Here is a 24992-nt window from a genome sequence, read left to right on the forward strand (position 1 = left end):
AGGACACCCAGGGCAGGACGAGCGGAAACGGGGACGGTTGCGAAAGACAGCACGCGGCGGGACTCTGCGACAAATTAGGGAAGTCGCTATAATAAGGGCTTCGCCGAGTTAATAGACAACTTGCGGGGCGAAGCCGGCAGCCGCCGATTCCGTGGATTCCTCCACACGATCGTTGCGGCGCCGGTCAGGAAATCCGCTAAAGCGTCGCCGCTTCAAGGCTCCCGAAGCTGGCTACGTGAACTCAACCGTCACCAGCTACAGGAGTTTCAAGCGTGGCAAACGATTATTTCTTCACCTCCGAATCCGTTTCCGAAGGCCATCCGGACAAGGTCGCCGACCAGATCTCGGACGCGATTCTCGACGCCATCCTCACCCAGGACAAGTACTCGCGCGTTGCGGCGGAAACGCTGTGCAACACGGGTCTCGTCGTCCTCGCCGGTGAAATCACCACGACCGCCAACGTCGACTACATCCAGGTCGCGCGCGACACGATCAAGCGCATCGGCTACGACAACACCGACTACGGCATCGACTACCGCGGCTGCGCGGTGCTCGTCGCCTACGACAAGCAGTCGCCGGACATCGCCCAGGGCGTGGACCGCGCGCACGACAACAACCTCGACCAGGGCGCCGGCGACCAGGGCCTGATGTTCGGCTACGCATGCGACGAAACGCCCGAACTCATGCCGCTGCCGATCCACCTCTCGCACCGCCTGGTCGAGCGCCAGTCGAACCTGCGCCGCGACGGCCGCCTGCCCTGGCTGCGCCCGGACGCGAAGTCGCAGGTCACCGTGCGCTACGTGGACGGCAAGCCGCATTCGATCGACACCGTCGTGCTCTCCACGCAGCACGCGCCGGACATCGACCTCGGCACGCTGCGCGAAGCCGTGATCGAAGAGGTCATCAAGCCGGTGCTCCCGGCGGACCTCGTCAAGGGCGAGATCAAGTTCCTCGTGAACCCCACCGGCCGGTTCGTGATCGGCGGCCCGCAGGGCGATTGCGGTCTCACGGGCCGCAAGATCATCGTCGATACGTATGGCGGCGCGGCGCCGCACGGCGGCGGCGCGTTCTCGGGCAAGGACCCGTCGAAGGTGGACCGTTCGGCTGCCTACGCGGGCCGTTACGTCGCCAAGAACATCGTGGCCGCGGGCCTCGCCTCGCGCTGCCTGATCCAGGTGTCGTACGCCATCGGCGTGGCCCAGCCGACTTCGGTGATGGTCAACACGTTCGGCACCGGCAAGGTTTCGGATGCGACGATCACGAAGCTCGTGCGCGAGCACTTCGACCTGCGTCCGAAGGGCATCATCCAGATGCTCGACCTGCTGCGCCCGGTCTACGAGAAGACGGCCGCCTACGGTCACTTCGGCCGCGAAGAGCCGGAATTCTCGTGGGAAGCGACCGACAAGGCGCTCGTGCTGGCCGAAGCCGCCGGCACCGAGCCGGTGGGCGCGCTGGCCTGATTGCCGTTAGCATCGCAGGGGCGCGCAGCGGTGTATCGCCGCCCCTCGAAGCAGAAAACCCGCAGGGCCTTCGGCCCGTGCGGGTTTTTTTATGGGCTTTCGCTGAACGGCTGAATGCGGTTTAGCGCATCGCGAACGCAAACCACCCCGTGCTGCTCGCCGACGTGCGGCGCGGCCGGCGTGCGCCGCCGCGCGGAGCGCTGGCGGCCGTGCCGGTGGCGGTGCTGCCGAGCGTGCGCAGCGGCGTATTCGGCCGGTACAGGAGCGTGCGCAGCGAGAAGTGCCGCGCGCCCGGGCGCATGCGCAGCACCGAGAAGAACGAATGGAACCAGGCGCGCATGCCGTCAACGGGCCTGGCTTCGCGCACCTGCGAGGCCAGCGCGCGCGTGCGCGCCGCATGGTGCCGCAGCGCGCGCATGACATGGCGGCGGGCGGGGCGGGCGGCCTTCAAGGCGGCACGCGTGAGTCGGCGGGTATCGAAAAGGGTAGGCATGGTGTGAGCAGAATCAGGTGCGCGGAGCGCCTTGCGCGGCGCTTTGTCCACAGCAGCAAATATGCCTGTTTCGACCGTGACGGGAACAGGCAGTTGCCGCGCATCGCGTAATCGATGCGGCGAAGGGAGCGACGGAACGGGCTGGCGTTCTGTGACGGGCCTCGCAGCGGATGCGGGCCATCCGTGCGTGCAGGTGAGGGGCAGCAAAAACAAACGACATGGGCGCAAGACTACACGCGTTCCGTGACGCGCTGAAGTCGGTGAAACCCCGCTCGCGTGCGCTTTTGACGCATACGATCCCACCCTTTGACGCATGCCGGTGCGCACGCCCCAATGCCGTGCGCCGGGGCGGGATCGCGGCGCTTGTCCGCCGGCGGGCCCTTCCGCGAACGTCAACTCGCTTTACAATCGAGCGATCCGGTGCGCGTTTCCCGCGCCCGACGCCGAAGACATCGAACAACGGAAGTCCCATGTCAGTCCATTCAAAGAAGGAACAGGTCGCGGCGCTGCGCGAGCGCGGCTTCGTGGTGGTGCCGGGTCTCGTCGCGCCGGCGCGCTGCGAGGAACTGAAGCGCATCGCCCAGACCCAGCTCGAGGAGGCGGCCGCGCCCGTCGAGTTCGAAGCGGATCTGCGCTATCCCGGCGCGCCGGTGTCGAAGGAGGCGCCGGGCGGCCATACGGTGCGGCGTCTGCTCGACGCGTATTCGCGCCACCCGCGCTTTCGGGAATGGGAGACGTCGCCCGAGATCGGCGGCTGGATGGAGCTGTATTTCGGCGAGGCGCCGGTGCTTTCGCGCGCGCATCACAACTGCATGATGACGAAGCATCCCGCCTACGGCAGCCTCACGGGCTGGCATCGCGACGCGCGCTACTGGTCGTTCGAGCGCGACGATCTCGTTTCCGTGTGGCTCGCGCTCGGGCAGGAGACGATCGAGAACGGCGGCCTGTGGTTCGTGCCGGGCTCGCACGAGGCGTCCTTCACGTCGGATCGCTTCGATGCGGCCAAATTCTTCCGCGCCGATCTGCCGGAGAACCAGGCGTGGATCGACCGCGCGGTGTCGCCCACGCTGCAGGCCGGCGATGTGGTGTTCTTCCACTGCAACACGCTGCACTCGGCGGGGCAGAACCAGAGCGATCAGGTGAAGTTTTCGCTCGTGTCCACCTATCACGGCGCGAGTAACGTGCCGCTGCCGGGTACGCGTTCGGCGTCGGTGCCCGAAGTGGCGCTCTGACGCGCTGCGCTGAAGTGCGCTTACGGGTTGCGCCTTATGAGGCACAGCCCCGGCGTTTCGCTCCGCGCGGCGCGGGGCGCAAACCTAGCGCCGTCGTCCCGAGGTGGCGAGCCCGGTCAGCCCGGCGATGGTCGCCGCCACGCCGCCCACGATCAGCAGGATCGTCCGGTTGGTGGGCGCGCCGGTGAAAAGCCGCGACATGTCGTTCGAAAACGAATGGAACGACTGGCCGCCGAAATACAGCAGCACGATGCCGCAGGCGATCAGCGCGAACGAAAGCGCCTTGACCATGGAAGACCTCTCGGGTGGGACGGACGCCGCAGTGTAGGCGAGCGGCGCGGCCGCGTCCATGGGGAGCGCGCGATGCCCGCCATGGCGCGTCGGAAGCGGCATCCGAAGCCTCGTCCGAAGACCCGCCGCAGAGCCTGGCCGGACGGGCGGACGTCCCACATATCGGGCCCCTGCACGGTACGTGCGGATTGGCTAACATGACAGGCTCCGCACGCGCTGCGCGCGGCGCAGACAAGGCGCCGCAGCCCGCGCGCCCCGCGGCCATTGCGATCGCGCTGGCCGCCCCATTTCCCCCGTTATCGCTGAGGATTCAATCAATGGCCTACGAAGCAGCTTCTGAACGCTATTCGGAGATGCAATACCGTTTTTGCGGCAAGTCGGGACTCAAGCTGCCCGCGCTGTCGCTCGGCCTGTGGCACAACTTCGGCGACACCACGCCGATCGCAACGCAGCGCGAGATCCTGCGCGCCGCCTTCGATCTCGGCATCACGCACTTCGATCTCGCCAACAACTACGGGCCCCCGTACGGCAGCGCCGAGACCAACTTCGGCCGCATCTTCAAGGACGACTTCCGCCCCTACCGCGACGAACTGCTGATCTCGTCGAAGGCCGGCTGGGACATGTGGCCGGGCCCCTACGGCCAGGGCGGCGGCTCGCGCAAGTACGTGCTGGCGAGCCTCGACCAGAGCCTGCAGCGCATGGGGCTCGACTATGTCGATATCTTCTACTCGCACCGCTTCGACGTGGACACGCCGCTCGAAGAAACCGCGGGCGCGCTCGCCACCGCCGTGCAGCAGGGCAAGGCGCTCTACGTGGGCATCTCGTCGTATTCGCCGGCGAGGACGCGCGAGATGGCGAAGCTGCTCGCGCAATACAAGGTGCCGCTGCTGATCCATCAGCCGTCGTACAACATGCTCAACCGCTGGATCGAGCACGGCCTGCTCGACACGCTCGAAGAGGTCGGCGCGGGCAGCATTGCCTTCACGCCGCTCGCGCAGGGCCTGCTGACCGGCAAGTACCTCAACGGGGTGCCGGACGACGCGCGCGTGAACCGTCCGGGCGGCGGCTCGCTCAAGGGCGAGCACCTGAGCGCCGAGAACATCGGGCACGTGCGCAAGCTCAACGAGATCGCCCAGCGCCGCGGCCAGAGCCTCGCGCAGATGGCGATTGCCTGGACGCTGCGCGGCGGCCGCGTGACTTCGGCGCTGATCGGCGCGAGCCGCGCGGAGCAGGTGCGCGAGAACGTTGCCGCGCTGAAGAACCTCGAATTCTCGCAGGAGGAACTGGCGGAGATCGACCGCTACGCGACCGAAGGCGGCATCAACCTGTGGGAAAAGCCTTCCACGGATCAGCACATCTGATGCGCAAAAGCGGGCCCGCGCGGCCCGCTTGCGGCAGAGAACGCCCCGCTCATCCAGCGGGGCTTTTTTTCGCCTTCGCTTTTGCCCTCGCGCGCGCCACATGGGCGTCTTCGCGCTGTCACGCGCCGCTGCTAACTTCGCCGCAGTTTGTGTCGCGAGGAGCGCCGATGGAGTCCACGATCGCCGGGCAGGCCGCCGCCCCCACCGCACCTTCGCGGTCCGCTGCGCCGCAACCGCAACCGCAACCGCAACCGCAACCGCAACCGCAACCGCAACCGCAACCGCAACCGCAACCGCAACCGCAACCGCAACCGCAACCGCAACCGCAACCGCAACCCGGTCCGCAGTCTTCCGCGCAATCTGCCTCGCAGTTTTCCCGGCAGCCCGATCCTCGCGCGAATGCCGCGATGCTCGCTTTCGCCGGTTTGGCGCTCGCCTGGGAACTGCTGGGTTTGCCGCTCGCGCTGCGCGCCTGCGGCGCCTGGGGTGGGCCGTCGATCTGGCTGCTCGCCACGCTCGTACCGGTCGTGCTTGCCACGCCGGTTCACTGGGGCCTGATACACGAAGGCATTCATGGCCAGTTGCTGCGCGGGCGGCGCGCGAACGAAACGCTGGCCCGGCTGCTGGCCATCGGCCTTGCGATGCCGTTCGACGCCGTGCGTTTCGGACACCTGATGCATCACCGCTTCACACGCGAGCCGTACGACCGCCCCGACGTGGACGATGCCACCGGGCCGCGCTGGCGCCGGCGGCTTGCCTACTACGTCCAGTTGCTGGGCGGCCTCTATGTGGGCGAATTGCTGGTGCCGCTCGTCGCCTTCTTGCCGACGGGTATGGCGCGCAAGCTGATTGCGCGCGGCGTGGGCGCGCACGGACCCGAGGGCGCACAGGTGCAGCGGCTTTTCGCCAATCACGCCGGCGACGCCCAGAAGCGCCGCCGCGCGCGCCGCGACTGGTCAGGCTCGTGCGCGCTCTACGCGCTGGCATTCGCGCTGTACGGGAAGGCGTGGTTCGTCCTGCTTGCGACCCTGTGGCTGCGCGGCTTGTGGATTTCGATGGCCGACAACCTGCCGCACTACGGCGTGGCGCTCGACGAACCGGGGCGGGCGCGGGACTTTCGCGTGCCGCGCGGCATGGGGGTGTTGCTGATGAATCATCACCTGCATCGCCAGCACCATCTGCATCCCACGATGCCGTGGACAGCGTTGCCTGCGCTCGCGCACGCAACCGGCGAAGGGGCGCGCGAGCACCCCGCCTATTTCGGCGCGGCGCTGCGGCAGCTACGCGGCTTGCAGCCGGGGAACCGGGTCCACTGAAAAACGCGGAGGGGACCGGTGCCGCCCGGGCGCTACATCAACGCGGGCAGGGCTTCGACGAGCGCGACGGCCACCAGTGCGCCGAGCAGTGCGCCAATCACCCGCAGGGTGTTGTGCCGGAATTCGGTTGCGCACGGCAGCGCGCCGAGAAAGAGCGCGCCTGCAAGGGCCATCGGGATGATCATCACGAAATCGCCGATCGTGAAGTAACCGTCCATGCTCGTCTCCTTATCGTGTCCGCGGGCGAGGGGGCAACGCTTCACCGTTGCCCCGCTATTGCCCGTCAGGTGCCGGCCTTTATCGAGTATAGGTGAGGGTTTCGCAACGGGGCGGCCACGGTGTCCGCCATGCTGTCTTCGACGTCGCACCGGGCGTCACGCCAGGCGGGGCTTTGCAGCGGCCCCGCCCGCGTCCGTGAGCCGCGCAGGGCCCGTCGCCTGAAATTACGAAGTCCTTTCTTGTTTGTGGCAGACGCAGCGCCTCAGGCGGCCCCGGCCCGCTCGCGCAGGCGCAGCGTCCACGCGCCGCCCATGCCCGCGACGAGCAGCACGGCAACGAGCCCCGCCACGCCGCCCCAACCGCCCACGGCCCAGAAGTGCCCGCCGAGCGAGCCCATGATGCTGGACCCGAGATAATAGGCCAGCAAGTAGAGCGCCGCAGCCTGGCCCTTGGCCTCGCGTGCGAGCCGGCCCACCCAACTGCTCGCCACGGCGTGGCCGGCGAAAAAGCCGATCGTGAGGCAGGCAATCCCGGCGGCGATCAGCGAAAGCGGCGAGAAGAGCGTGAGGACGACGCCCGCGAGCATGATCGCGAGGCTCGCGATGAGGACGCCTCCGCGGCCGAAGGTGTCGGCCATGCGGCCGGACCACGGCGAGGCGACCACGCCGGTCAGATAGACCACGAAGATCGCGCTGATGGCCGCCTGGCTCATGTGGTAGGGCGCGGCGATGAGCCGGTAGCCGATGTAGTTGTAGAGCGTGACGAAGCTGCCCATCAGCACGAAGCCCATTACGAACAGCACGGGCAGGCCGGGGCGCGCGAACTGCTGCATGAGCGCCGCGCGGTGATGCGCGAAGCCGAGGCCCGGCTTCGGCACGAAGCGGCGCGAGGGCGGCAGCAGCGCCCGAAACGCGAGCATGGCGCCAATGCCGAGCGCGCCGATGACGGCCACGGCCACGCGCCAGCCGAACAGGTCGGTGAGCACGCCCGTGATGACCCGCCCGGCCATGCCGCCGATGGCGGTGCCGCCCACGTAGAGGCCCATGGCGAGGCCGAGGCCGTCGGGGTGCATCTCCTCGGCGAGCCAGGCCATGGCGACGGCCGGCACGCCGCCGAGCGCGAGGCCCTCGAGCGTGCGCAGCACGAGCAGTTCGTGCCATTGCGGCACGAAAGCGGCGGCGAGCGTGAGCACGGACGAAGCGCTCAGCGACGCCGTCATCATGGTGCGGCGGCTCCAGCCTTCGGAGACGAAGCCCGCAACGAAGATCGCGCCCGCGAGCGCGGCGGTGGTGAGCGAGAGCGAAAGGCTGCTTTGCGCGGGGCTCACGCCGAAGGACTGCGAGAACGCGGGCAGGAGCGGCTGCACGCAGTAGAGCAGCGAGAACGTGGCATAGCCCGCGAAGAGCAGGGCGAGACACGCGCGCCAGTAGGCGCGGGTGCCGCGTTCGAGATACGGTTCGTTCGACGGCGAAGGGGCCGCGGTGGTGCGATCGGCGCCCGGTGAAACGGTCACGGCTGGATCTCCGCAAAAGTGCAAAGCCGCCACGATACGCCGGTTGCGCGAATCGGGGCGCCGAAGCCGCAGGACGCGCCGCCGCTGCTCCCGTGCGACCTCGCGCTCCCCCCTCAGCCCGGCGTGGCGGTTCCGGCGGGGCCTTCCTGCTTCGGAGGATGCACGAGCTGGTCGCCCGTGGGTAACGCCGCCGCATTCCAGCCGCCGCCCAGCGCCTTGACCAGCGCGACGCTCGCCGCCATGCGCCGGCGCGCAATCGTCACCGCCTCGCGTTCGTTGTTGAGCGCCGTGGTTTGCGCGACCACCACGTCGAGATACGTGATCGCGCCGCTGCGATAGCGGTTATCGACGATCGCGAGCGTGCGCTGCGCCGCCGCCACGGCACGGTCCTGCGCGAGCGCTTCCTGTTCGAGCACGCGCAGCGTCGCGAGGTTGTCCTCGACCTGGCCGAACGCGTCGAGCACCGTCTGGCGGTATTGGGCGACGCTCTCGTCGTACTGCGCGCGCGCCTCGTCGCGCACCGCCGCGCGGCCGCCGAAGTCGAGCAGCGTGCCTGCGAGCTGCGGCCCGAGCGACCAGAACCGCGCGGGCGCCACCAGCCACTGGCTGTAGTTGGTCGCCTCCAGGCCGCCCGTCACCGCGAGGATCAGGTTCGGGAAGAACGCGGCCGTGGCCACGCCCACCTGCGCGTTGGCGGCCGCCACGCGCCGCTCGGCCGCGGCGATGTCGGGGCGCCGTTCCAGCAGCGTCGAGGGCACGCCCGGCGGCACGATGACCGGCTGCGCCGTGAGCGGCGCGCCGGGCAGCACCGGCAGCGTGAAGGCGGCGGGCGGCTGGCCGGTGAGGATCGCGATGGCGTGTTCGAGCTGGGCGCGCTGCACGCCCAGGTCGATGGCCTGCGCCTGGGTGGTTTCGAGCTGGGTCTGCGCCTGGCCGACGTCGGCATCGGTGGCGATGCCGCCCGTGTAGCGGTGCTGCGTGAGGTCGAGCGACTCGCGGTACGCCTTGATGGTGTCGCCGAGCAACTGGCGCTCGCGGTCGATGCCGCGCAGCTCGAAGTAGTCGGTGGCGAGTTCGGCCTGCATCGAGAGCAGCACGGCCTGTTCGTCCGCGGCGCTCGCCTGTGCGCCGGCCTTCGCGTTTTCGACGGTGCGCGCTACGCGGCCCCACACATCCGGCTCCCACGACGCATCGACGCCCGCGAGGTAGTCGTTGACCGTCAGCCCGGCCGTGGACTTGTATTCGATGTTCTGCGAGGTGCGCGTGCGCGCGAAATCGCCGCCTGCCGTCACGAGCGGGAAGAAGCTCGAACGCTGCTGCGCGACGTTGGCGCGCGCCGCGCGAAAGCGGGCTTCGGCGGCCGCGACGTTCTGGTTGGCGCGCGCCACCTGAGCTTCGAGCGCGTCGAGCTGCGCGTCGCCGTAGATGTCCCACCACGCGCCGCGCGGTGCCGCATCGGCGGGTTGCGCGGCGCTCCAGCCGGTGCCTTCGAGCTCCTTGTAGTTCGCGGTGACGGGGGCCGCCGGCCGCACATAGTCGGGGCCGACCGCGCAGCCCGCAAGCGCGGCCGCCGCGGCCAGCGCGAGAGCACAGCGGGGAAAGCGCGCGCGTGTCATGAGCCCGAACCGGAATCGTTTTGCGCGGCGCCGCCCTTCGGCTGCGCCTCGCCTTGCGCGTGGGTCTCGACGATGCGCACCGGCGTGCCATCGACGATCGAATCCTGCGGATTCACGATCACGCGTTCATGGCCGGTCAGTCCTGCCGCGATTGCCACGCGCGTGCCGAAGTCGGTGCCGAGCGCCACCTTCACGAGCTTCACGCGGTCGTTCGCATCGACGGTGGCGACCTTCACGCCGTCGGGACGGAACAGGAACGCGTTGCCGGGCAAGGTGAGCGGCGTGGCGTCGCCGCCGAGCGCGAAATGGACCTGCGCATAGGCGCCGGGCAGGAGTTCGCCGCTGCGGTTGTCCACATCGACTTCGACGAGCATGGTGCGCTGCTGCGGGTCCACCGCCCCCGCCGTGCGTGCGATCACGCCCGGATAGCGCTTGCCCTGGGTTTCGTTGAGCGTGAGATATGCGCTGGCCTGCGGGTGGATCTGCTGCGCGTAGGCTTGCGGCACGTTCGCATAGACGCGCAGCCGGTCGGCCTGGGCGAGGTGGAACAGTTCCTTCTGCGCGCCGCCGGCGCTGCCCGCGTCGATCAGGGCGCCCACATCGACGTTGCGCGCCGTCACGATGCCGTCGAACGGCGCCGTCACCTTTTCGTACGACTGCAACTGGGCAAGGCGCGAGACGTTGAAACGCGCGGCGTCGAGCGTGCCTTCTTTCGCGAGCATGTCGGCGGTTTTTTCGTCGGCGTCCTGCTTCGAGACCGAGCGGCTTTGCAGCATCTCGCTCCAGCGTGCCGCCGTTGTCCTCGCAAGCGTGTAGTTCGCCTGAGCATTGGCGAGGTCGGCGCGCGCGGCGCGCAACTGGTCGTCCACTTCGGGCGCGTCGATTTCCGCGAGCAGCTGGCCGGCCTTCACGTGCGCGCCGATGTCCGCGTACCAGCGGCGCAGATAGCCGTTGGTGCGGGCATAGATGGGCGTGTCGAGGAACGCCTGCACGTCGCCGGGCAGCACGAGGTCGAGCGGGCGAGTCGAGCGCTGCGGGCTCACCACCTGCACGGAGAGCGTGCTTGCCGCCGTCGCGTCGCGTTCGAGCGCCGCATGCGCGCTGTGGCGCGACCAGATGCCCTGCGCGGCGAGCGCGATCACCACGAGCGCGGCGAGCGCCACGGGCCAGCGGCGCCGGCGTGGAGGGCGGGGCGGCGGGGTATCAGCGTGCGGCTGCATGGCGCCTCCGCGTGAGCAGTGAGAAAAGAGTCGTCATGATTTCGGCACTACGTTTTCGAGAGCCCGCTGGCGGCGTTCGCCGAGCTTGCGGTACACGAGCGAGAAGACCACCGGCACGAAGATCAGCGTGGCGAGCGTACCCACCGCAAGCCCGCCGATCACGGCGCGCCCGAGCGGCGCATTCTGTTCGCCGCCTTCGCCGAGGCCGATGGCCATCGGCACCATGCCGATCACCATTGCGAGCGCCGTCATGAGCACCGGGCGAAAGCGCGTGAAGCCCGCTTCGATGGCGGCGCGCGCGGCGTCGCCGTGTTCGCGCAACTGCTCGCGCGCGAAGCTGATCACGAGAATGGAGTTCGCCGTGGCGATGCCGATACACATGATCGCGCCCGTGAGCGCGGGAATGGAGAGCGTGGTGTGCGTGAGGAACAGCATCCAGACGATGCCCGCGAGCGCGCCGGGCAGCGCCGTGATGATGATGAACGGATCGAGCCAGGACTGGAAGTTCACGACGATCAGCAGGTACACCAGCAAGATCGCGAATACGAGGCCGCCGAACAATCCGGAGAACGAATCGTTCATCGTCTGCACCTGGCCGCGCAGCACGATGGTCGAGCCGCGCGGCAGTTCGGCGCGCGCTTCGCCGATGATCTTGCCGATGTCGTCCGAAACGGCGCCCAGGTCGCGTCCGTCCGCCGTGCCGTAGATGTCGATGGTGGTCTGCGCGTTGTAGTGCGTGACCACTGCGTTGCCTGCTTCGCGCCGCATGTTCGCGAGCGCGCCGAGGATATTGCTGCGTCCGTTCGCGGTGAGCGGAATGTTCGCGAGCGACTGCAGCGAATCGATCGTGTATTGCGGCGCTTCCGTGACCACGTTGTAGCTCACGCCGTTCACGGGATTGAGCCAGAACGTGGGCGTGGTCTGCTGGCTGCCCGAGAGCGTGATGAGCAGATCGTTCGCCACGTCCCTTTGCGTGAAGCCCGCCTGCTGCGCGCGGGTGCGGTCCACGTCGATGAAGATGCGCGGCAGGTCGGCCGGCTGCTGGATGCGTGCATCGGCGAAGCCGGGCACGCCGCGCAGGCGTTCGAGCAGTTTCGCCGCGAACGCGCGGTTGCCGGCCACGTCGCGGCCCACGATCTGCACGTCGATGGGCGAGGGCATGCCGAAATTGAGCGTCTGGCTCACGATGTCGGCGGGCAGGAACGCGAACTCCACGCCCGGGAATTCGTTGCTCAGCGTGCGGCGCAGCAGGCGCACGTAGTCCGCGGTGGGATGGTGATCTTCGTTCAGCGAGATCAGCACGTCCGCGTCGGAGGTGCCGATCGTGCCGGTATTGCTATACGAGAGGTTGATGCCCGAAACCGGCAGGCCGATGTTGTCGATGATCGAATGCAGTTCGTTCGCGGGAATCAGCGTGCGGATGCGCTTGTCGACGCGATCGGTGAGCACGGCGGTTTCCTCCACGCGCATGCCGGTTTTCGCGCGCAGGTGCAAGGCGATGGTGCCCGCATCGACCTGCGGAAAGAAGTCGCGGCCGAGGAACGGCAACAAGAGCAGCGAGGCGCCGCAGCACGCGAGAAACGCCACGACGAACAGCACCGGGTGCGCCACGCGTGCTGCGAGGAAGGCGCGATAGCGCACGCGCAGGCGCTCGAAGCCGCGCTCGAACGCGAGATGCGCGCGCAGGAACGGATTGCGCGTGTTCGCATGCACATCCGCCGCCTTGTGGTGATGGCGCATCAGGTACATGGCGAGCGTGGGCACGAGCGTACGCGAGAAGAAGTACGACGCGAGCATCGCGAACACCACGGCTTCTGCGAGCGGAATGAAGAGGTAGTGCGCGACGCCCGTGAGCAGGAACATCGGCACGAACACGATGCAGATGGAAAGCGTGGAGACGAGCGTCGGAATGGCGATCTGGTGCGCGCCGTCCAGAATCGCCTGCTCCAGCGTCTTGCCCTGTTCGAGCTGCTGGCTGATGTTTTCGATGGCGACCGTTGCGTCGTCAACGAGAATGCCGACGGCGAGCGCCAGGCCGCCGAGCGTCATGATGTTGATGGTTTCGCCGAGCGCGGAGAGCGCGATGATCGAGGTGATCATCGAAAGCGGGATCGACACCGCGATGATGAGCGTCGCGCGCCAGTTGCCGAGGAACAGCAGGATCATGAGCGCGGTGAGGGCGGCCGCGATCAGCGCCTCGCGCAGCACGCCCTGCACGGCGGCGCGCACGAACAGCGACTGGTCCGCCACGGGGTCGATGTTCAGCGACGGGGGCACGAGATTGCGCAGCGCGGGCATCATGGCCTTGATGCGGTCCACGATTTCGAGCGTGGAGGTGTTGCCGCTCTTGTTGATGGTGAGGAGCGAGGCGCGCTGCCCGTTCACGCGCACGATGTTGGTCTGCGGCACGAAGCCGTCGCGCACGTGCGCCACGTCGCGGATATAGATCGTGCCGCTCGCCGTGGTTTTCACCGGAATGTCGTTCAGACCTGCTAACGTATCGGGGCTTGCATTCATCAGCACCGAATACTCGGTCGAGCCGATCTTGGCCGTGCCCGAGGGCAGGATCAGGTTTTGCGCGCTGATGGCGTTGACGACGTCGGTGGGCGCGAGGTTGTGCTGCTGGAGCGCGCGCTGATCGATATCCACCATGATCTGGCGCTGCTTGCCCCCGTAGGGCAGCGGCGCGGAAGCGCCCGGCACGGTCGCGAGCTGCGTTTTCAGGAAGTTGTTGCCGTAGTCGAACAGCTCCTGTTCGGTGAGCTGCTGCGAGGAGAGCGACAGGCGCAGGATCGGCACCGTCGAGGCGTTGTAGCGCAGGATGAACGGCGGCGTGATGCCGGGCGGCAGCGAGCGCAATTGCGTCTGCGAGAGCGCGGTGACTTCGGCGAGCGCTTCCTGGATATTGGCATGCGGCTGGAAGAAGATCTTCACCACTGCAATGCCGTTGAGCGAAGTGGATTCGGTGTGCTCGATATCGTTCACCGCCACCGAAAGCCCGCGCTCGTAGTTGAGCACGATGCGCTTTTCCATCTCGTCGGCGGGCAGGCCCGTGTAGGTCCAGATGACCGAGAGCACGGGAATGTCGATGTTCGGGAAGATGTCGGTGGGCGTGCGCAGGATCGTCAGCGGCCCGACGATGAGCAGCAGCAGCGCGAGCACGACGAACGTATACGGGCGCCTGAGCGCCAGTCGGACGATCCACATGGAACGGCGGGTTCCCTGGTTGAAAGAGCGGCCCGCGCGCGCGGCTGGTCTGGCCTTGGGCGGCGGGCGTTGTCGATTGAGGTCCTGGCGCCGGGCGCTTGCCCGTTGCCCGTCGAGTGGACGCGACAGGACTATAGCGCCTTGCACTGGCCCACAGCGTACTTTTCGGCAGGTGCTGCGGCAAGAGCCGGGGGAATGGGGTTTACCAGTTGTTGCAGTTGGCGTTTCGTAAGCTGTCGCGCCGCGCACGGCGGGCGCGCAGGCGGGAAAGAGCGTGGGGCCGTTGCTTCACCCCCTAATTTTTTACTTTCCGTGTTCGCCCAAACAGGCAACAATGGAACGACCGGTCGGCCCGCCGCGCGTGAATCGCGAAACGGCAGGCCGCCGGGCAGGCAGGTATGGATGTGCGCGCAACCGTTGGTGCGCACGGGCTTTGATCAGCACGTTGACCGGCGCTTCACGAACGAAAGCCGGCATAGAGAACGGGGAAACATCATGCAAGTCGGTTCTATCGTCCGCTCGGTTCATATCGCCGTACCGCAAGGTGCGCGCGGCATCGTGATGCGCATTCTCGGCGACATGGCCATGGTCACCTGGTACGTCGGCGAGCCCGGCGCGTCGAAACAGCTCGCTACCGAGCCCTTTTTTCTGGAAGACCTGATCGAGACGGGCGAGCACGTCCTGCCGGCGGGTGCGGTGGTTCACTAACCCGTTCATCGCGACACGGCGCGCGAGGAGACCCGCCCAGGCGCGCGGCGCATGGGCGTCGCGCCGCGCGACTCGCCCCGCCGGCCCGCAGCAGGCACAATTGCGGGTATGAACCACGATCTTTCTTCCCAGCCGGGCGCACCCGACGACGACGGCGAACCCTCCGCCGATCCGGCACGAGCGGCCGCTCCCTACGCGCGCCTCACGCCCGAATGCGTGCTCGACGCCCTCGACAGCGTGCTGATCCCCGCCGGCCGCCGCACCGACGGCCGCATGCTCGCGCTCAACAGCTACGAGAACCGCGTCTACCAGGTCGGCGTGGAGGACGGCCCGCCGGTCGTCGCGAAGTTCTACCGGCCCGAGCGCTGGTCGGACGAAGCCATTCTCGAAGAACACGCCTTCGTTGCCGAACTCGCTGCCCGCGAAATTCCGGCGGTGCCCGCGCTCGTCCTCGAAGGCCAGACGCTGCACAGCTACGAGGGTTTCCGCTTCTCCGTGTTCGAGCGGCGCGGCGGCCGCGCCCCGGATCTGGACCGCAGCGACACGCTCGAATGGATCGGCCGTTTCATCGGACGCATTCATGCCGTGGGTGCGCTCACGCCGTATCGCGCACGCCCGACGCTCGACATCGGGACCTTCGGCTACGAGCCCCGCGCGTATCTGCTCGAACACGGTTTCGTGCCCGCCGACGTGCGCAGCGCGTGGGAGGCGGCCGTGAATCTCGCGCTGGAAGGCGTGGAGGCCGCGTTCGAACGCGTGGGCGACGTGCGCAATCTGCGCCTGCACGGCGATTGCCACCCGAGCAACGTGCTGTGGACCGAGGCCGGCCCGCACTTCGTCGACTTCGACGACAGCCGCATGGGTCCCGCTATCCAGGATTTGTGGCTGCTATTGCCGGGCGACCGGGAGGGGGCGTCGCGCGCGCTCGCGGATCTGCTGGCGGGCTACGAGGATTTCGCCGAATTCGAGCCGCGCGAGCTGCACCTGATCGAGGCGCTGCGCACGCTGCGGCTCATTCACTACTCGGCGTGGCTGGCGCGGCGCTGGCACGATCCGGCGTTTCCGGCCGCCTTCCCGTGGTTCAACACGCAGCGCTACTGGGAAGAGCGCATTCTCGAACTGCGCGAGCAGATTGGCGCCATGCAGGAAGGGCCGCTCTGGCCGGTCTGAGCGGCGGTTTGCCCGTCTTTCGAGCCATGCGCTTCGCTGCTGGTTGCCGGTTCATTGCGCATTGACCGGCGTATTCGCCGCGTGCACCGGCTGGGTGCTCGCGGCGGTTGCGGTTGCGGTTGTGGCTGCGGTTGCGGTTGCCGAGGTTGCCGCCGTTGCATTGTCCACCGGCTTGACGATCCATTGCGCGCGCAGGTCGCGCGACATGGTTTCGAACGCGGGCTGCATCCGGGCGAATTCGTCAGGTGTGCAGACGTCGCTCGCAAAGTGCGTGCGGCCCGTGCGCGTCACGCGCAGGACGTTGGTGGCCGGATCGAGCGCGTACTGCGAACTGAATTCGACATAGGCGTTTTCCGCGTGCTGGGGCGCGGGCACGTCCAGCACGCGGATGCCGGGCGGCAGCGTGATGCGGGTGCGTTCGGTGGAGACGAAGTTGCGGCAGACGAAGGGCTGCGTGCGGCGCGGCTCGCCCAGCCAGTAGCGCAGGTTCGCGTCGAGGCCGCCGACGAAGCTCGTCAGCGCGGGTACCGGCGTGGTCATGCCGGGATCGACGAAGCTGTCCAGCTGGCCCGAAAGGGTGAGCACGAGCGGCCCGCTCGTCGCGTCCAGCGGGCTTGTCGCGATGCTGGCCGTGCCGCGCAGGTTCGCGTTGCGCAGCTCCCATTGCAGCGATTCCTCGCGTTGCGCCGGCGTTTGCAGGCGCAGCACGCTGCGCGTCTGTTCGGCGGCCCAGCCGTCCGCGTGCAGGCGGAATGTGAAGCGCGCGGAGCCATCGGGCGCAACAGTAATGTCGAGGTCGCTCTCGCGCGTGGTCGAGGCCGTGGCGGGTGTGCGCACGCGCGTGCCGTCGCCCGCGAGCACGGCCATGCGGTCCATGTCGGTGGCGGGCAGGAAGCCGAACTCGATGTTGCCGGCCGTGGAGTCGGCGAACATCTGCAGGTCCGGCAGCCAGGTGATGACGTGGTTGATCACGCCGAAGCCCGGCACGTCGGGCAGCGTATAGACCGTGCCGCTGTTGATGAGCGCCGGCTCGCTCTTCACGCCCACCGCGGCGAGCAGCGCGCCGTAGAGCGCCACGTGGTCCTTGCAGTCGCCGTAGCGGTTGGCCAGCACGTCGGCGGCGTGGTGCGGCACGATCTCGCCGCGCCCGATATTGATCGCCACGTAGCGGATATTGCGGCGCACCCAGTCGTAGAGCGTCTGCGCTTTCGCGCGCGGCGTGGTGTCGTGGTCGGTGAGGCGCTTCGCGAACGCGATGAGCGCCGCGTCCTGCGCGCTCGGGTCCGCCGCCGAGGCGCGATACACGGAGGCGAAGGCCGCGTAGTCGGGGAAGGTGGAGACCATCAGCCGGTCGCCGTAGCTTACGTAGGAAACCGAACCATATTCGAGGCGCTGGAAGCTCGCCTTGTCGTAGCGGAATTCGTAGCGCGTGCGCCCGCCCGAAGTCTGCGGCGGCAATGCGGTGAAGCCGCGCGCGTCCGCGTAGAGCGGCACCGAAGCCGGCATGTCGTAGATCACGCGGAAGTTGTGCGTGGGCGCGAGGTCGGGCGGCGTGAAGTCGCTGAACCAGCCGGGCACGACCGGCACGCGCTGGGTCTTGCGATAGGTGAGGTGCACGCGCGCGCCGGGCTCCACGGCCGGAAACACGATCACCTTGTCCTGCACGTCCTGGAACATGGGGGCGTCGAACGAGCCCAGTTCCTGCACGTCGCGGATCTGCTCGGGGCGCACGTCGTGGCGGTGCCCCTGGGCGTCTTCGGTCCAGGCGTCCAGGATGTCCACGTCGGCCATTTCGCGGTTGAACCACACGTAGTACTGGCCGGCGCGCGCAATGCCCGCCTCCGTGTTCACGCGCAGGGTGAGCGTGTCGAGCTTCGTGAACGAGCCGTCCGCGTTGACGGTGAAGGTCTGCGTCTCCGACTCGTTGGTGTAGGGCGCGAGCGACGCGCCGCCGGGTGCGGTGGCGTTGGCCGTGCCGGTCGCATGAACGCCTGCGGCCGCGCCGGACAGGGCAATGCACAGCGCGATCAGATGAGCGGGGCGCATGTCGGCCTTCGTGTATTGAGGGGCAACGGGTCGTGGGAACGCAGTACTCGAGCACAACGTTCCCACTTAAAAGTGACCGGATTCGCTTGTCAAGCGGGTGCCCCGCACAGAAACCAGGGTTGCTGCCCGCAAGCCTCGATTGAGTAAACCTTTCAATTGTGTAATGATGCGCGTTCTCATCTGCGGGGCTTAACGCGCCTGTCTTCATCACCCGTTGCCGATTCCATGTCCGACTCTCTCCGTACCGCCACGCCGCTCGACGCGGGTGAACTCGCCGCGCGCCGGCAGCGTTCGCGCCGTGCCACCTTCATCAAGTGGCTGCGCAAGGTGCATGGCTGGGTGGGGCTGTGGGGTGCCGTGCTCGGCCTGCTGTTCGGCGTGACGGGCTTTTTGCTCAATCACCGGGCCGGGCCGATGAAGGTGCCGACCGGCGAGCCGCAGGTTGAGCAGATGCAGATCGCGCTGCCCGCCGAGTCGCCCGCCACGCCCGAAGCGATGGCGCACTGGCTGCAACGCGAACTGGGCTTCGACGGCAAGCCCGGGCGCATGAAGCGCGAACGCGCGCATCCGGTTGCGTGGGGCGATCGCAGCGTCGTACAGCCGGAGCTCTGGCAGATGGCGCTGATGGGCCCGCATCAGGGTCTGCAGGCCGAGTACTGGGTGGGCAACGGCTACGTCTCGGTCAAGCGCACGCAGAACACCGTGCTCGCCACGTTCAACAATCTGCACAAGGGGGTGGGCCTCGGGATCGGCTGGGTGCTGCTCATGGACACCATCGCCGGCAGCCTGATCCTGCTCTCGCTCACGGGCGTGCTGCTGTGGACCGAACTGAACCGGCGCCGCACGGTGGGCGTGCTGCTCGTGGCGGGATCGGTGGGGGCGGCCCTCGCGGCAGGGCTCATGTAGCGCGCTGTTTCGTTCTCCGATCTTTCGTGGACCCTGAAAATCGATAGCGAGCAAAGCAACGATCAGGGATCGCTCACGGCGGGTGTACCCGTATATGCAGCGCCGTTGCATATCCCATATGCATCGCCGTCTCATATTGCAAACGCTCCTTGCGGGGAATAAGGTTCCGGGCAGTCGCTCCGCGACATTTAAGCGCACCGTACAGACGGACACGATCTGCTCCCTGCGGTGCGCGATTCGATGCCCCCACGCCTTGCCACAAGAAGGAGACCACATAATGAGCAGCGTTGCGGATACAACGCGCGGTCGAGCTGCCGCACCATTCTTTTCCAAAGAGGCGACCGTTGCACCCCCCGGCTTTTCACGCTGGATGGTGCCGCCCGCTGCGCTTGCCGTGCATCTGTGCATTGGCGAGGCTTACGCCTTTTCCGTTTTCAACGCGCCGCTCACGAAGGTGCTCGGCATCACGCAGTCCGCGCCGGGCGACTGGTCGCTCACCACGCTCGGCTGGATCTTTTCGCTCGCCATCGTGTGCCTCGGGCTCTCCGCCGCGTTCGGCGGCAAGTGGCTCGAACGCGTGGGCCCGCGCCGCACCATGTTCACGGCGGCCTGCTGCTTCGGCGGCGGCTTTCTCGTCGCCGCGCTCGGGGTGGGGATGCACGAGATCTGGCTGCTGTATCTGGGCTATGGCGTGATCGGCGGCATCGGCCTCGGGCTCGGCTACGTCTCGCCGGTTTCCACGCTGATCCGCTGGTTCCCGGACCGCCGCGGCATGGCCACGGGCCTCGCGATCATGGGCTTCGGCGGCGGCGCGATGATTGCCGCGCCGCTCTCCGTCATGCTGATGAAGCACTTTGCCAGCGACACCAGCGTGGGCGTGGCGCAAACCTTCGTCGTGCTGGGCGTGGCCTACTTCATCTCGATGTCGATCGGCGCGCTCGCCATTCGCGTGCCGCCGCCGGGCTGGCAGCCCGCGGGCTGGACGCCGCCCGCCACCACCGGCAAGCTCGTTTCGCGCGCGCACGTGCATATCGATCAGGCGCTCAGGACACCGCAGTTCTATCTGATCTGGCTCGTGCTGTTCCTCAACGTGACGGCCGGCATCGGCATCCTGGGTCAGGCTTCGGTGATGGTCCAGGAAAGCTTCAAGGACACCGTGAGCGCGGGCGCGGCCGCCGGTTTCGTGGGTCTGCTCTCGCTCTTTAACATGGGTGGGCGTTTCGTGTGGGCCTCAGCGTCGGACTGGGTGGGCCGCAAGAACACCTACTTCATCTTCTTCGTGGTCGGCGCGGTGCTGTATTACGCGGTGCCGCAGTTCGCGCAGAGCGGCAACATCGTGCTCTTCGTGCTGGCGTACTGCCTGATTCTCTCGATGTACGGCGGCGGCTTTTCGACCGTTCCCGCCTATCTCGCGGACATGTTCGGCACGGCATTCGTGGGCGGCATACACGGACGCCTTCTGACCGCCTGGGCCGCGGCCGGCGTAGCGGGGCCGGTGCTCGTGAACTACGTGCGCGCCTATGAAGTGGCCCACGGCGTGGCCAAGGCCGACGCCTACACGATGACCGTGCACATCATGACGGTGCTGCTGGTGATCGGTTTCGTCTGCAACCTGCTCGTGTCGCGGGTGCACCAGAAGCATCACATGAGCGAGTCGCAGCTTGCGGCTGGAAAATAAGGAGAAGCCCATGAGTACGGCCGTTGCGACGAAGTCCTCGAACAAGCTGCTGATGGCGGTTTTCTGGCTCTACGTGCTGGTGCCGCTCGCGTGGGGCGTGACCAGCACGCTTGCGCAGGCGATGAAGCTGTTCGGGTAACGCGGTACGTGGCGCTTCGCGGTGCCGCATGCGAAACCCCAGAGGCGGGCCGCCGACGCAAGTCGCGGCCCGCCTGCCTTTTGAGGCCGCCCACGCGCAATTGCGGGACCGCTTGCGCCCGCGAGCGGTACGATTTGCGCTTCAGCCGATTCGGGAGGCTCGGGATGGTGCGGCTCATGATGATCCTGCTGGGCGTGGATTACCTGCGCGCGCGCTGGCGCGGCCTGATGATCGCGGGCTTGCTGAGCGCCGCCATCGGCGTGGTGCTGTTCATCGATGCGCTCGACGGCGCGATGCACTTCCACATCGCCCCGTTCGGCTGGCTGCTGCTGCTCGAAGGGCTCGCCACGCTCGCGGTTGCCTGGACCGGCATGGGCGGCCAGCGCACGCTGCGCTACGTGAAAGGGCTGTCGTTCTGCTTCGTGGCGGGGCTCATGCTCTCGGGCTACCGCAACGCGCCGTTCATCATTTCGATGGTGTTCGCCACGCTCTTTCTCGCCGACGGCCTTTTGCAGATCGCCTCGGCCTGGGTGGTGCGCTACCGCACCTGGCGGCTCGCGGTGGCGGGCGGGGCTCTGGAGATCGTCATTGCGATCTTCCTGTATCAACCCTATCCCACCCACTACAAGGGCACGGTGCCGTACTGCCTCGGGCTCGTGCTTGTTTTCACGGGCTGGAATCTGCTGCTGCTCGCTTCGCGCGCGCGGCGCCTCGCGGCGAACCCGGCGGTGCCGGCGAGCAGCCCGGCCATGCTTGCCGCCACGGCCGCGGGTGCTGCAGGTCTTGCGGGTGCCGCGGGTGCGGCGAAGGGGACGGCACAGGACGCGCGCGGAGAGGCGCACGAAGAGGCGCACGAAGAGGCGCGCGCCGCGCCGGCGAAACTCGCGCGAACCGAATTCGAAGGACCGCCTGCGGACGACGAGCACGCGCTCACCGTGCACGTCTGGACGCCCGTGGGGTCTTCGCGGGCCGAGGCGCGGCGCCAGCCCGTGATCGACCGTTATATCGCCGCCGTCGATCGCAACGGCGTGATCTCGACGGGCCACGCGGCGCTGGAGTCGCCCGAGCGCGTCTATATCAGCCTCTATCCCGCGGTGGAGCTCGACCGCTCGCCCGACGAGTTCTCGCGCCTCCTGCGGGCGACGCGCGAAAACGATGTGCCGGGCCTGTTCCAGCCCGACTACGCCACCGAATCGCACGCGTGGTGCCCCTCGACGCGGCGCGTGCGCATCCGCAACTACGATCCGCTGCGTCTTGCGAGCTTCTGGGTGCACTACCGCGAGGACACCACCTACAACCTCACCTACCGCAACTGTTCGAGCACGGTTGCGCATGCGCTGGAGGCCGCGCTGGAAGGCGCGACGCCGCGCGTATGGGGGCGTGGCTGGTGGGCCTTCGCGCGGATGCTGGCGACGCCCGAGCTCTGGGTGGCGGCGCAGTTGCGCAAGCGCGGGCAGACCATGGCGTGGACGCCGGGCCTCGCGCTCGACTATGCGCGTGCCCTGAGCATGCTGGCGGACCCGCGTCCGCCGGGCTGGGCGCGCGCGCTGCGGCTCTTGCGCGCGCGCTGGCGGCGCGGGCCTGGCCGCTAGACGTCGCAGGTCGAGCCCGCGCCCGCGGCGATCTCGCGCGCGGCCTTCGCGCCTTCGACCTGGAGCAGCGTGGGCAGCGAGACGCCGTTCTTCGCGGCAGTGACCTCGGCGAGTATCGACACGGCGATCTCCGGCGGCGTGCGGCTGCCGATGTAGATGCCCACGGGCCCATGCAGGCGGGCCAGTTCCGCGTCGCTCAGATCGAATTCCTTGAGCCGCTCGCGCCGCGCCGCGTTGTTGCGCCGCGAGCCGAGCGCGCCCACGTAGAACGCGCGCGTCTTGAGCGCTTCCATCAGCGCGAGGTCGTCGAGCTTGGGGTCGTGCGTGAGCGCGATCACGGCGCACCGCTCGTCGAGCTTCATGTCGAGCACGGTGTCGTCGGGCATGGTGCGCACGAGCGTCGTGCCCGGCACGGCCCAGGTGTCGGTGTACTCCTCGCGCGGGTCGCACACCGTCACGTGGTAGTCGAGCCCCACGGCGATCTGGCACAGGTAGCGCGAAAGCTGCCCCGCGCCGATCACCAGCATGCGATAGCGCGGCCCGTGGATGGTCAGCAGTTGCGCATCGTCGAAATAGACGCCGTCGGTGGCGCTCGCGGGGCCGAGCGTGGCCACGCCTGTGGCCATGTCGAGCGTGCGCGCGACGAGCTCGCCGCGCTCCACGGTGTCGAGCAAGGTGCGAATGCCGCTCGCCTCGCTGAGCGGCTCCAGCGCGAGCTGGATCGTGCCGCCGCAGGGCAGCCCGAAGCGGTGCGCTTCTTCCGCCGTGATGCCGTACTTCACCGCCTCGGGCTTGTCGATGCCGATGCCTTCGCGGCGCACGCGGTCGATCAGATCGTCTTCGATGCAGCCGCCCGAGACCGAGCCCACCACGAGTCCGTCGTCGCGCACCACCAGCATCGCGCCTTCGGGGCGCGGCGAGGAGCCCCACGTTTTCACCACCGTCACCAGCAGGGCGCGGTGGCCCTCGTCGAGCCAGCGCACGCTGGATTTCAGGACCTCGAGATCCACGCTGTCCATGATCGTTTTCCTTTCTTTCCTTCGTCGCCGGATGGGTCCGCGGCGGCGTTATCGCTTTCCGTCTGTGCCTCGGCGGTGCCCTCGGCTTCGGCGGTTGCCGCAACGCCCGGCGTCGTTGCCGCCGCGCCTGCGCCCAGCTGTTCGCCGAAGCGTTTGAAAAATTCTGCCGCGATCTTGCGCGCGGCGCCGTCCACGAGCCGCGAGCCGATCTGCGCGAGCTTGCCGCCCACCTGCGCGTTCGCCGTATAGGTGAGCGTGGTGGCGTCTTCGCCCGCCGGTTCGAGCTTCACCTGCGCGCTGCCCTTGCCGAAGCCCGCGGCGCCCCCCTGGCCTTCGAAGACGATCGTGTAGCTCCGCGGCGCGTCGATGTCGGCCAGTTCCATGCGTCCCTTGAAACGCGCCTTCACCGGGCCGACGGCCGCGGTGAGCGCGACCGCATAGCCGGCCTCGCCTTCGGGTTCGATGCTCTCGCAGCCCGGAATGCAGGCCTTGAGGATCGCCGCATCGTTGAGCGCCTCCCACGCGCGCTGCTGCGGCACCGGCAGCGTGTGGCTTTCGGTCAGCTCCATCGTGCTCCTCCTTCTCGTGATCGGCCGGGCGGCGTCGCGCGTGCGGCCAGCGGCGCCTCGCCGAGACTGCGTCCGAACGCTTCGAGACTCTCGAGGTTGTGGACGGGGTAGTGGGCGTTCACGTGCGGCAGCATCGCCTGCACGCCGCGCGCCTTCGGGGTGAAGCCGCCATAGCGCAGCAGCGGGTTGAGCCACACCACGCGGTGCGCGAAGCGGGCGAGGCGCGCCATTTCGGCGTCCAGCGTTTCGCTCGCTTCGTGATCGAGCCCGTCGGTGACCATCAGCACGGTGGCACGACCGCCGAGCACGCGGCGCGCCCAGCGGCGGTTGAACTCGCCGAGCGTCGCGCCGATGCGCGTGCCGCCCGACCAGTCCGCCACCTGCGCCGCGATCTGCGCGAGTGCGATATCGGGGTCGCGTTCGCGCAAGGCGCGCGTGGCATGCGTCAGGCGCGTGCCGAACAGGAAGACCTGAAGGCGCTCGCGAGAATGCAGTAACGCGTGGCAGAAGTAAAGCACCGCGCGCGAATACGCACTCATCGATCCGCTTATATCGAGCATCAGCACGAGCGGCGGCTTGCGCTCCACGGGCGCGCGGTATTTCCACACGGTCCAGTCGCCGCCCGCGCGCACGGCGTGGCGCGCGCTCGCGCGCAAGTCGGCATGCGTGCCGTGCGAGGCGGCCTTGAGCCGCCGCGTGCGTTCGGTCGCAAGCGGCAGGCGGTGCGCGCGGATCAGGTGGCGCAGCGCACGCCATTCGTCGGCGGTGAGGGTGTCGAAGTCGCGGTGGCGCAGGTGCTCTTGCGCGCTGAAGCTCGCGTGGGCGCGCAGTTCGTGCTCTTCTTCGCGCGACTGCGGCTTGTGGGCGCCCTGCGTTTGGGCCGCGCGCGCGGCGAGCGCGTCGGCGAGACGGTTGTTGCGGCGCGGCGGCGGCAGGCCGCCCTTGACCTTGGGCAGCAGCAGGGCGCGCAGCTTGCCTTCCCAGTCGGGGTCGCGCCAGAAGAGATCGAATGCCGCGTCGAAAATCCCGCGCTCGTCGGGCGCGCTCGTGAGCAGCGCGGCCAGCGCGGCCCGCACGTCGTCGCGGCGCGCGAGGTCGATGAGGTTCAGCGCTTCGAGCACGTCGGCGGCTTGCGCGGACGACATCGGCAAGCCCGCGCCGCGCAGGATGCGCACGAAATGCACCACGTTGCGCGCGAGCATGGGCGGTGCGGTAACGCCTGGGGCGGCATGCATCG

Annotated in this window: 21 protein-coding genes; 10 read left to right on the forward strand and 11 right to left on the reverse strand. The window is 68.2% G+C overall.

What is annotated here, in order from left to right; translation table 11 throughout:
* Positions 1-272 precede the first annotated feature (272 nt).
* Positions 273-1460 carry a methionine adenosyltransferase gene (gene metK, locus BFE01S_RS21750; protein WP_028227317.1) on the forward strand — a complete coding sequence of 396 codons (1188 nt, stop codon included), beginning with the start codon at positions 273-275 and terminating at the stop codon, positions 1458-1460.
* A 121-nt stretch (positions 1461-1581) separates the two neighbouring features.
* On the opposite strand, the gene BFE01S_RS21755 is transcribed toward metK, so the two are convergent.
* Positions 1582-1953 (reverse strand): hypothetical protein, encoded by a 372-nt coding sequence (locus BFE01S_RS21755; RefSeq protein WP_028227318.1) that lies wholly within the window; start codon positions 1951-1953, stop codon positions 1582-1584.
* A gap of 470 nt (positions 1954-2423) precedes the next feature.
* Here BFE01S_RS21755 and BFE01S_RS21760 point away from each other — a divergent pair, with 470 nt between their 5' ends.
* Positions 2424-3185 carry a phytanoyl-CoA dioxygenase family protein gene (locus BFE01S_RS21760; RefSeq protein WP_028227319.1) on the forward strand — a complete coding sequence of 254 codons (762 nt, stop codon included), beginning with the start codon at positions 2424-2426 and terminating at the stop codon, positions 3183-3185.
* 84 nt (positions 3186-3269) lie between these two features.
* Here the strand turns inward: BFE01S_RS21760 and BFE01S_RS21765 are convergent, their stop codons facing one another.
* The gene (locus BFE01S_RS21765) at positions 3270-3476 is read right to left on the reverse strand and encodes a DUF3185 family protein (protein ID WP_028227320.1); all 207 of its coding nucleotides are present in this window, start codon (positions 3474-3476) and stop codon (positions 3270-3272) included.
* Between the two features lie 317 nt (positions 3477-3793).
* Here BFE01S_RS21765 and mgrA point away from each other — a divergent pair, with 317 nt between their 5' ends.
* Positions 3794-4837, forward strand: coding sequence for an L-glyceraldehyde 3-phosphate reductase (gene mgrA, locus BFE01S_RS21770; protein ID WP_028227321.1), 1044 nt, complete (start codon positions 3794-3796; stop codon positions 4835-4837).
* A 407-nt stretch (positions 4838-5244) separates the two neighbouring features.
* Positions 5245-6153, forward strand: a complete 909-nt coding sequence (locus BFE01S_RS39620) for a fatty acid desaturase family protein (RefSeq protein ID WP_042338187.1) — start codon at positions 5245-5247, stop codon at positions 6151-6153.
* Positions 6154-6185: 32 nt separating this feature from the next.
* On the opposite strand, the gene BFE01S_RS21780 is transcribed toward BFE01S_RS39620, so the two are convergent.
* From BFE01S_RS21780 to BFE01S_RS21800, 5 genes are all read right to left on the reverse strand, one after another.
* Positions 6186-6371, reverse strand: a complete 186-nt coding sequence (locus BFE01S_RS21780; RefSeq protein ID WP_028227322.1) for a hypothetical protein — start codon at positions 6369-6371, stop codon at positions 6186-6188.
* Positions 6372-6634: 263 nt separating this feature from the next.
* Entirely contained in the window at positions 6635-7885 is a 1251-nt protein-coding gene (locus BFE01S_RS21785; RefSeq protein WP_028227323.1) for an MFS transporter, read from the reverse strand.
* Between the two features lie 113 nt (positions 7886-7998).
* Positions 7999-9501, reverse strand: coding sequence for an efflux transporter outer membrane subunit (locus tag BFE01S_RS21790; protein ID WP_028227324.1), 1503 nt, complete (start codon positions 9499-9501; stop codon positions 7999-8001).
* Positions 9498-10721 (reverse strand): efflux RND transporter periplasmic adaptor subunit, encoded by a 1224-nt coding sequence (locus BFE01S_RS39625; RefSeq protein ID WP_042338190.1) that lies wholly within the window; start codon positions 10719-10721, stop codon positions 9498-9500. The genes BFE01S_RS21790 and BFE01S_RS39625 overlap by 4 nt, the downstream gene beginning before the upstream one ends.
* A gap of 33 nt (positions 10722-10754) precedes the next feature.
* Positions 10755-13928, reverse strand: coding sequence for an efflux RND transporter permease subunit (locus BFE01S_RS21800; protein ID WP_028227325.1), 3174 nt, complete (start codon positions 13926-13928; stop codon positions 10755-10757).
* A 495-nt stretch (positions 13929-14423) separates the two neighbouring features.
* Between BFE01S_RS21800 and BFE01S_RS21805 the strand changes: the two genes are divergently transcribed.
* Positions 14424-14636: a hypothetical protein gene (locus BFE01S_RS21805; protein ID WP_028227326.1), complete on the forward strand. Its 213-nt coding sequence runs from the start codon at positions 14424-14426 to the stop codon at positions 14634-14636.
* Between the two features lie 108 nt (positions 14637-14744).
* Complete coding sequence (locus BFE01S_RS21810) at positions 14745-15806, forward strand: serine/threonine protein kinase (RefSeq protein ID WP_028227327.1); 1062 nt, start codon at positions 14745-14747, stop codon at positions 15804-15806.
* Positions 15807-15857: 51 nt separating this feature from the next.
* Here BFE01S_RS21810 and BFE01S_RS21815 read toward each other — a convergent pair whose 3' ends face one another.
* Positions 15858-17852 carry a DUF3857 domain-containing transglutaminase family protein gene (locus BFE01S_RS21815; protein WP_028227328.1) on the reverse strand — a complete coding sequence of 665 codons (1995 nt, stop codon included), beginning with the start codon at positions 17850-17852 and terminating at the stop codon, positions 15858-15860.
* Between the two features lie 225 nt (positions 17853-18077).
* Here BFE01S_RS21815 and BFE01S_RS39630 point away from each other — a divergent pair, with 225 nt between their 5' ends.
* The 4 genes from BFE01S_RS39630 to BFE01S_RS21835 all read left to right on the forward strand — a co-directional run bounded on the left by BFE01S_RS39630 (position 18078) and on the right by BFE01S_RS21835 (position 22167).
* Positions 18078-18758 carry a PepSY-associated TM helix domain-containing protein gene (locus tag BFE01S_RS39630; RefSeq protein ID WP_042338192.1) on the forward strand — a complete coding sequence of 227 codons (681 nt, stop codon included), beginning with the start codon at positions 18078-18080 and terminating at the stop codon, positions 18756-18758.
* A gap of 277 nt (positions 18759-19035) precedes the next feature.
* Positions 19036-20436 (forward strand): L-lactate MFS transporter, encoded by a 1401-nt coding sequence (locus tag BFE01S_RS21825; protein ID WP_028227329.1) that lies wholly within the window; start codon positions 19036-19038, stop codon positions 20434-20436.
* Between the two features lie 10 nt (positions 20437-20446).
* Positions 20447-20575, forward strand: a complete 129-nt coding sequence (locus tag BFE01S_RS21830) for an MFS transporter small subunit (protein ID WP_028227330.1) — start codon at positions 20447-20449, stop codon at positions 20573-20575.
* 164 nt (positions 20576-20739) lie between these two features.
* A complete protein-coding gene (locus tag BFE01S_RS21835) occupies positions 20740-22167 on the forward strand; it encodes an HdeD family acid-resistance protein (RefSeq protein ID WP_028227331.1) in 1428 nt (475 codons plus the stop codon).
* Here the strand turns inward: BFE01S_RS21835 and BFE01S_RS21840 are convergent.
* The 3 genes from BFE01S_RS21840 to BFE01S_RS21850 are packed head-to-tail and all read right to left on the reverse strand — an operon-like array spanning position 22164 to position 24990.
* Entirely contained in the window at positions 22164-23186 is a 1023-nt protein-coding gene (locus BFE01S_RS21840) for an XdhC family protein (protein ID WP_028227332.1), read from the reverse strand. The genes BFE01S_RS21835 and BFE01S_RS21840 overlap by 4 nt on opposite strands.
* Positions 23159-23755 carry a CoxG family protein gene (locus tag BFE01S_RS21845; protein WP_028227333.1) on the reverse strand — a complete coding sequence of 199 codons (597 nt, stop codon included), beginning with the start codon at positions 23753-23755 and terminating at the stop codon, positions 23159-23161. The genes BFE01S_RS21840 and BFE01S_RS21845 overlap by 28 nt, the downstream gene beginning before the upstream one ends.
* Entirely contained in the window at positions 23746-24990 is a 1245-nt protein-coding gene (locus tag BFE01S_RS21850; protein WP_028227334.1) for a vWA domain-containing protein, read from the reverse strand. Before BFE01S_RS21850 ends, BFE01S_RS21845 begins: the two co-directional genes overlap by 10 nt.
* Positions 24991-24992: the final 2 nt, after the last annotated feature.

This window comes from Paraburkholderia ferrariae NBRC 106233, from assembly GCF_000685035.1.
GTDB lineage: Bacteria > Pseudomonadota > Gammaproteobacteria > Burkholderiales > Burkholderiaceae > Paraburkholderia > Paraburkholderia ferrariae.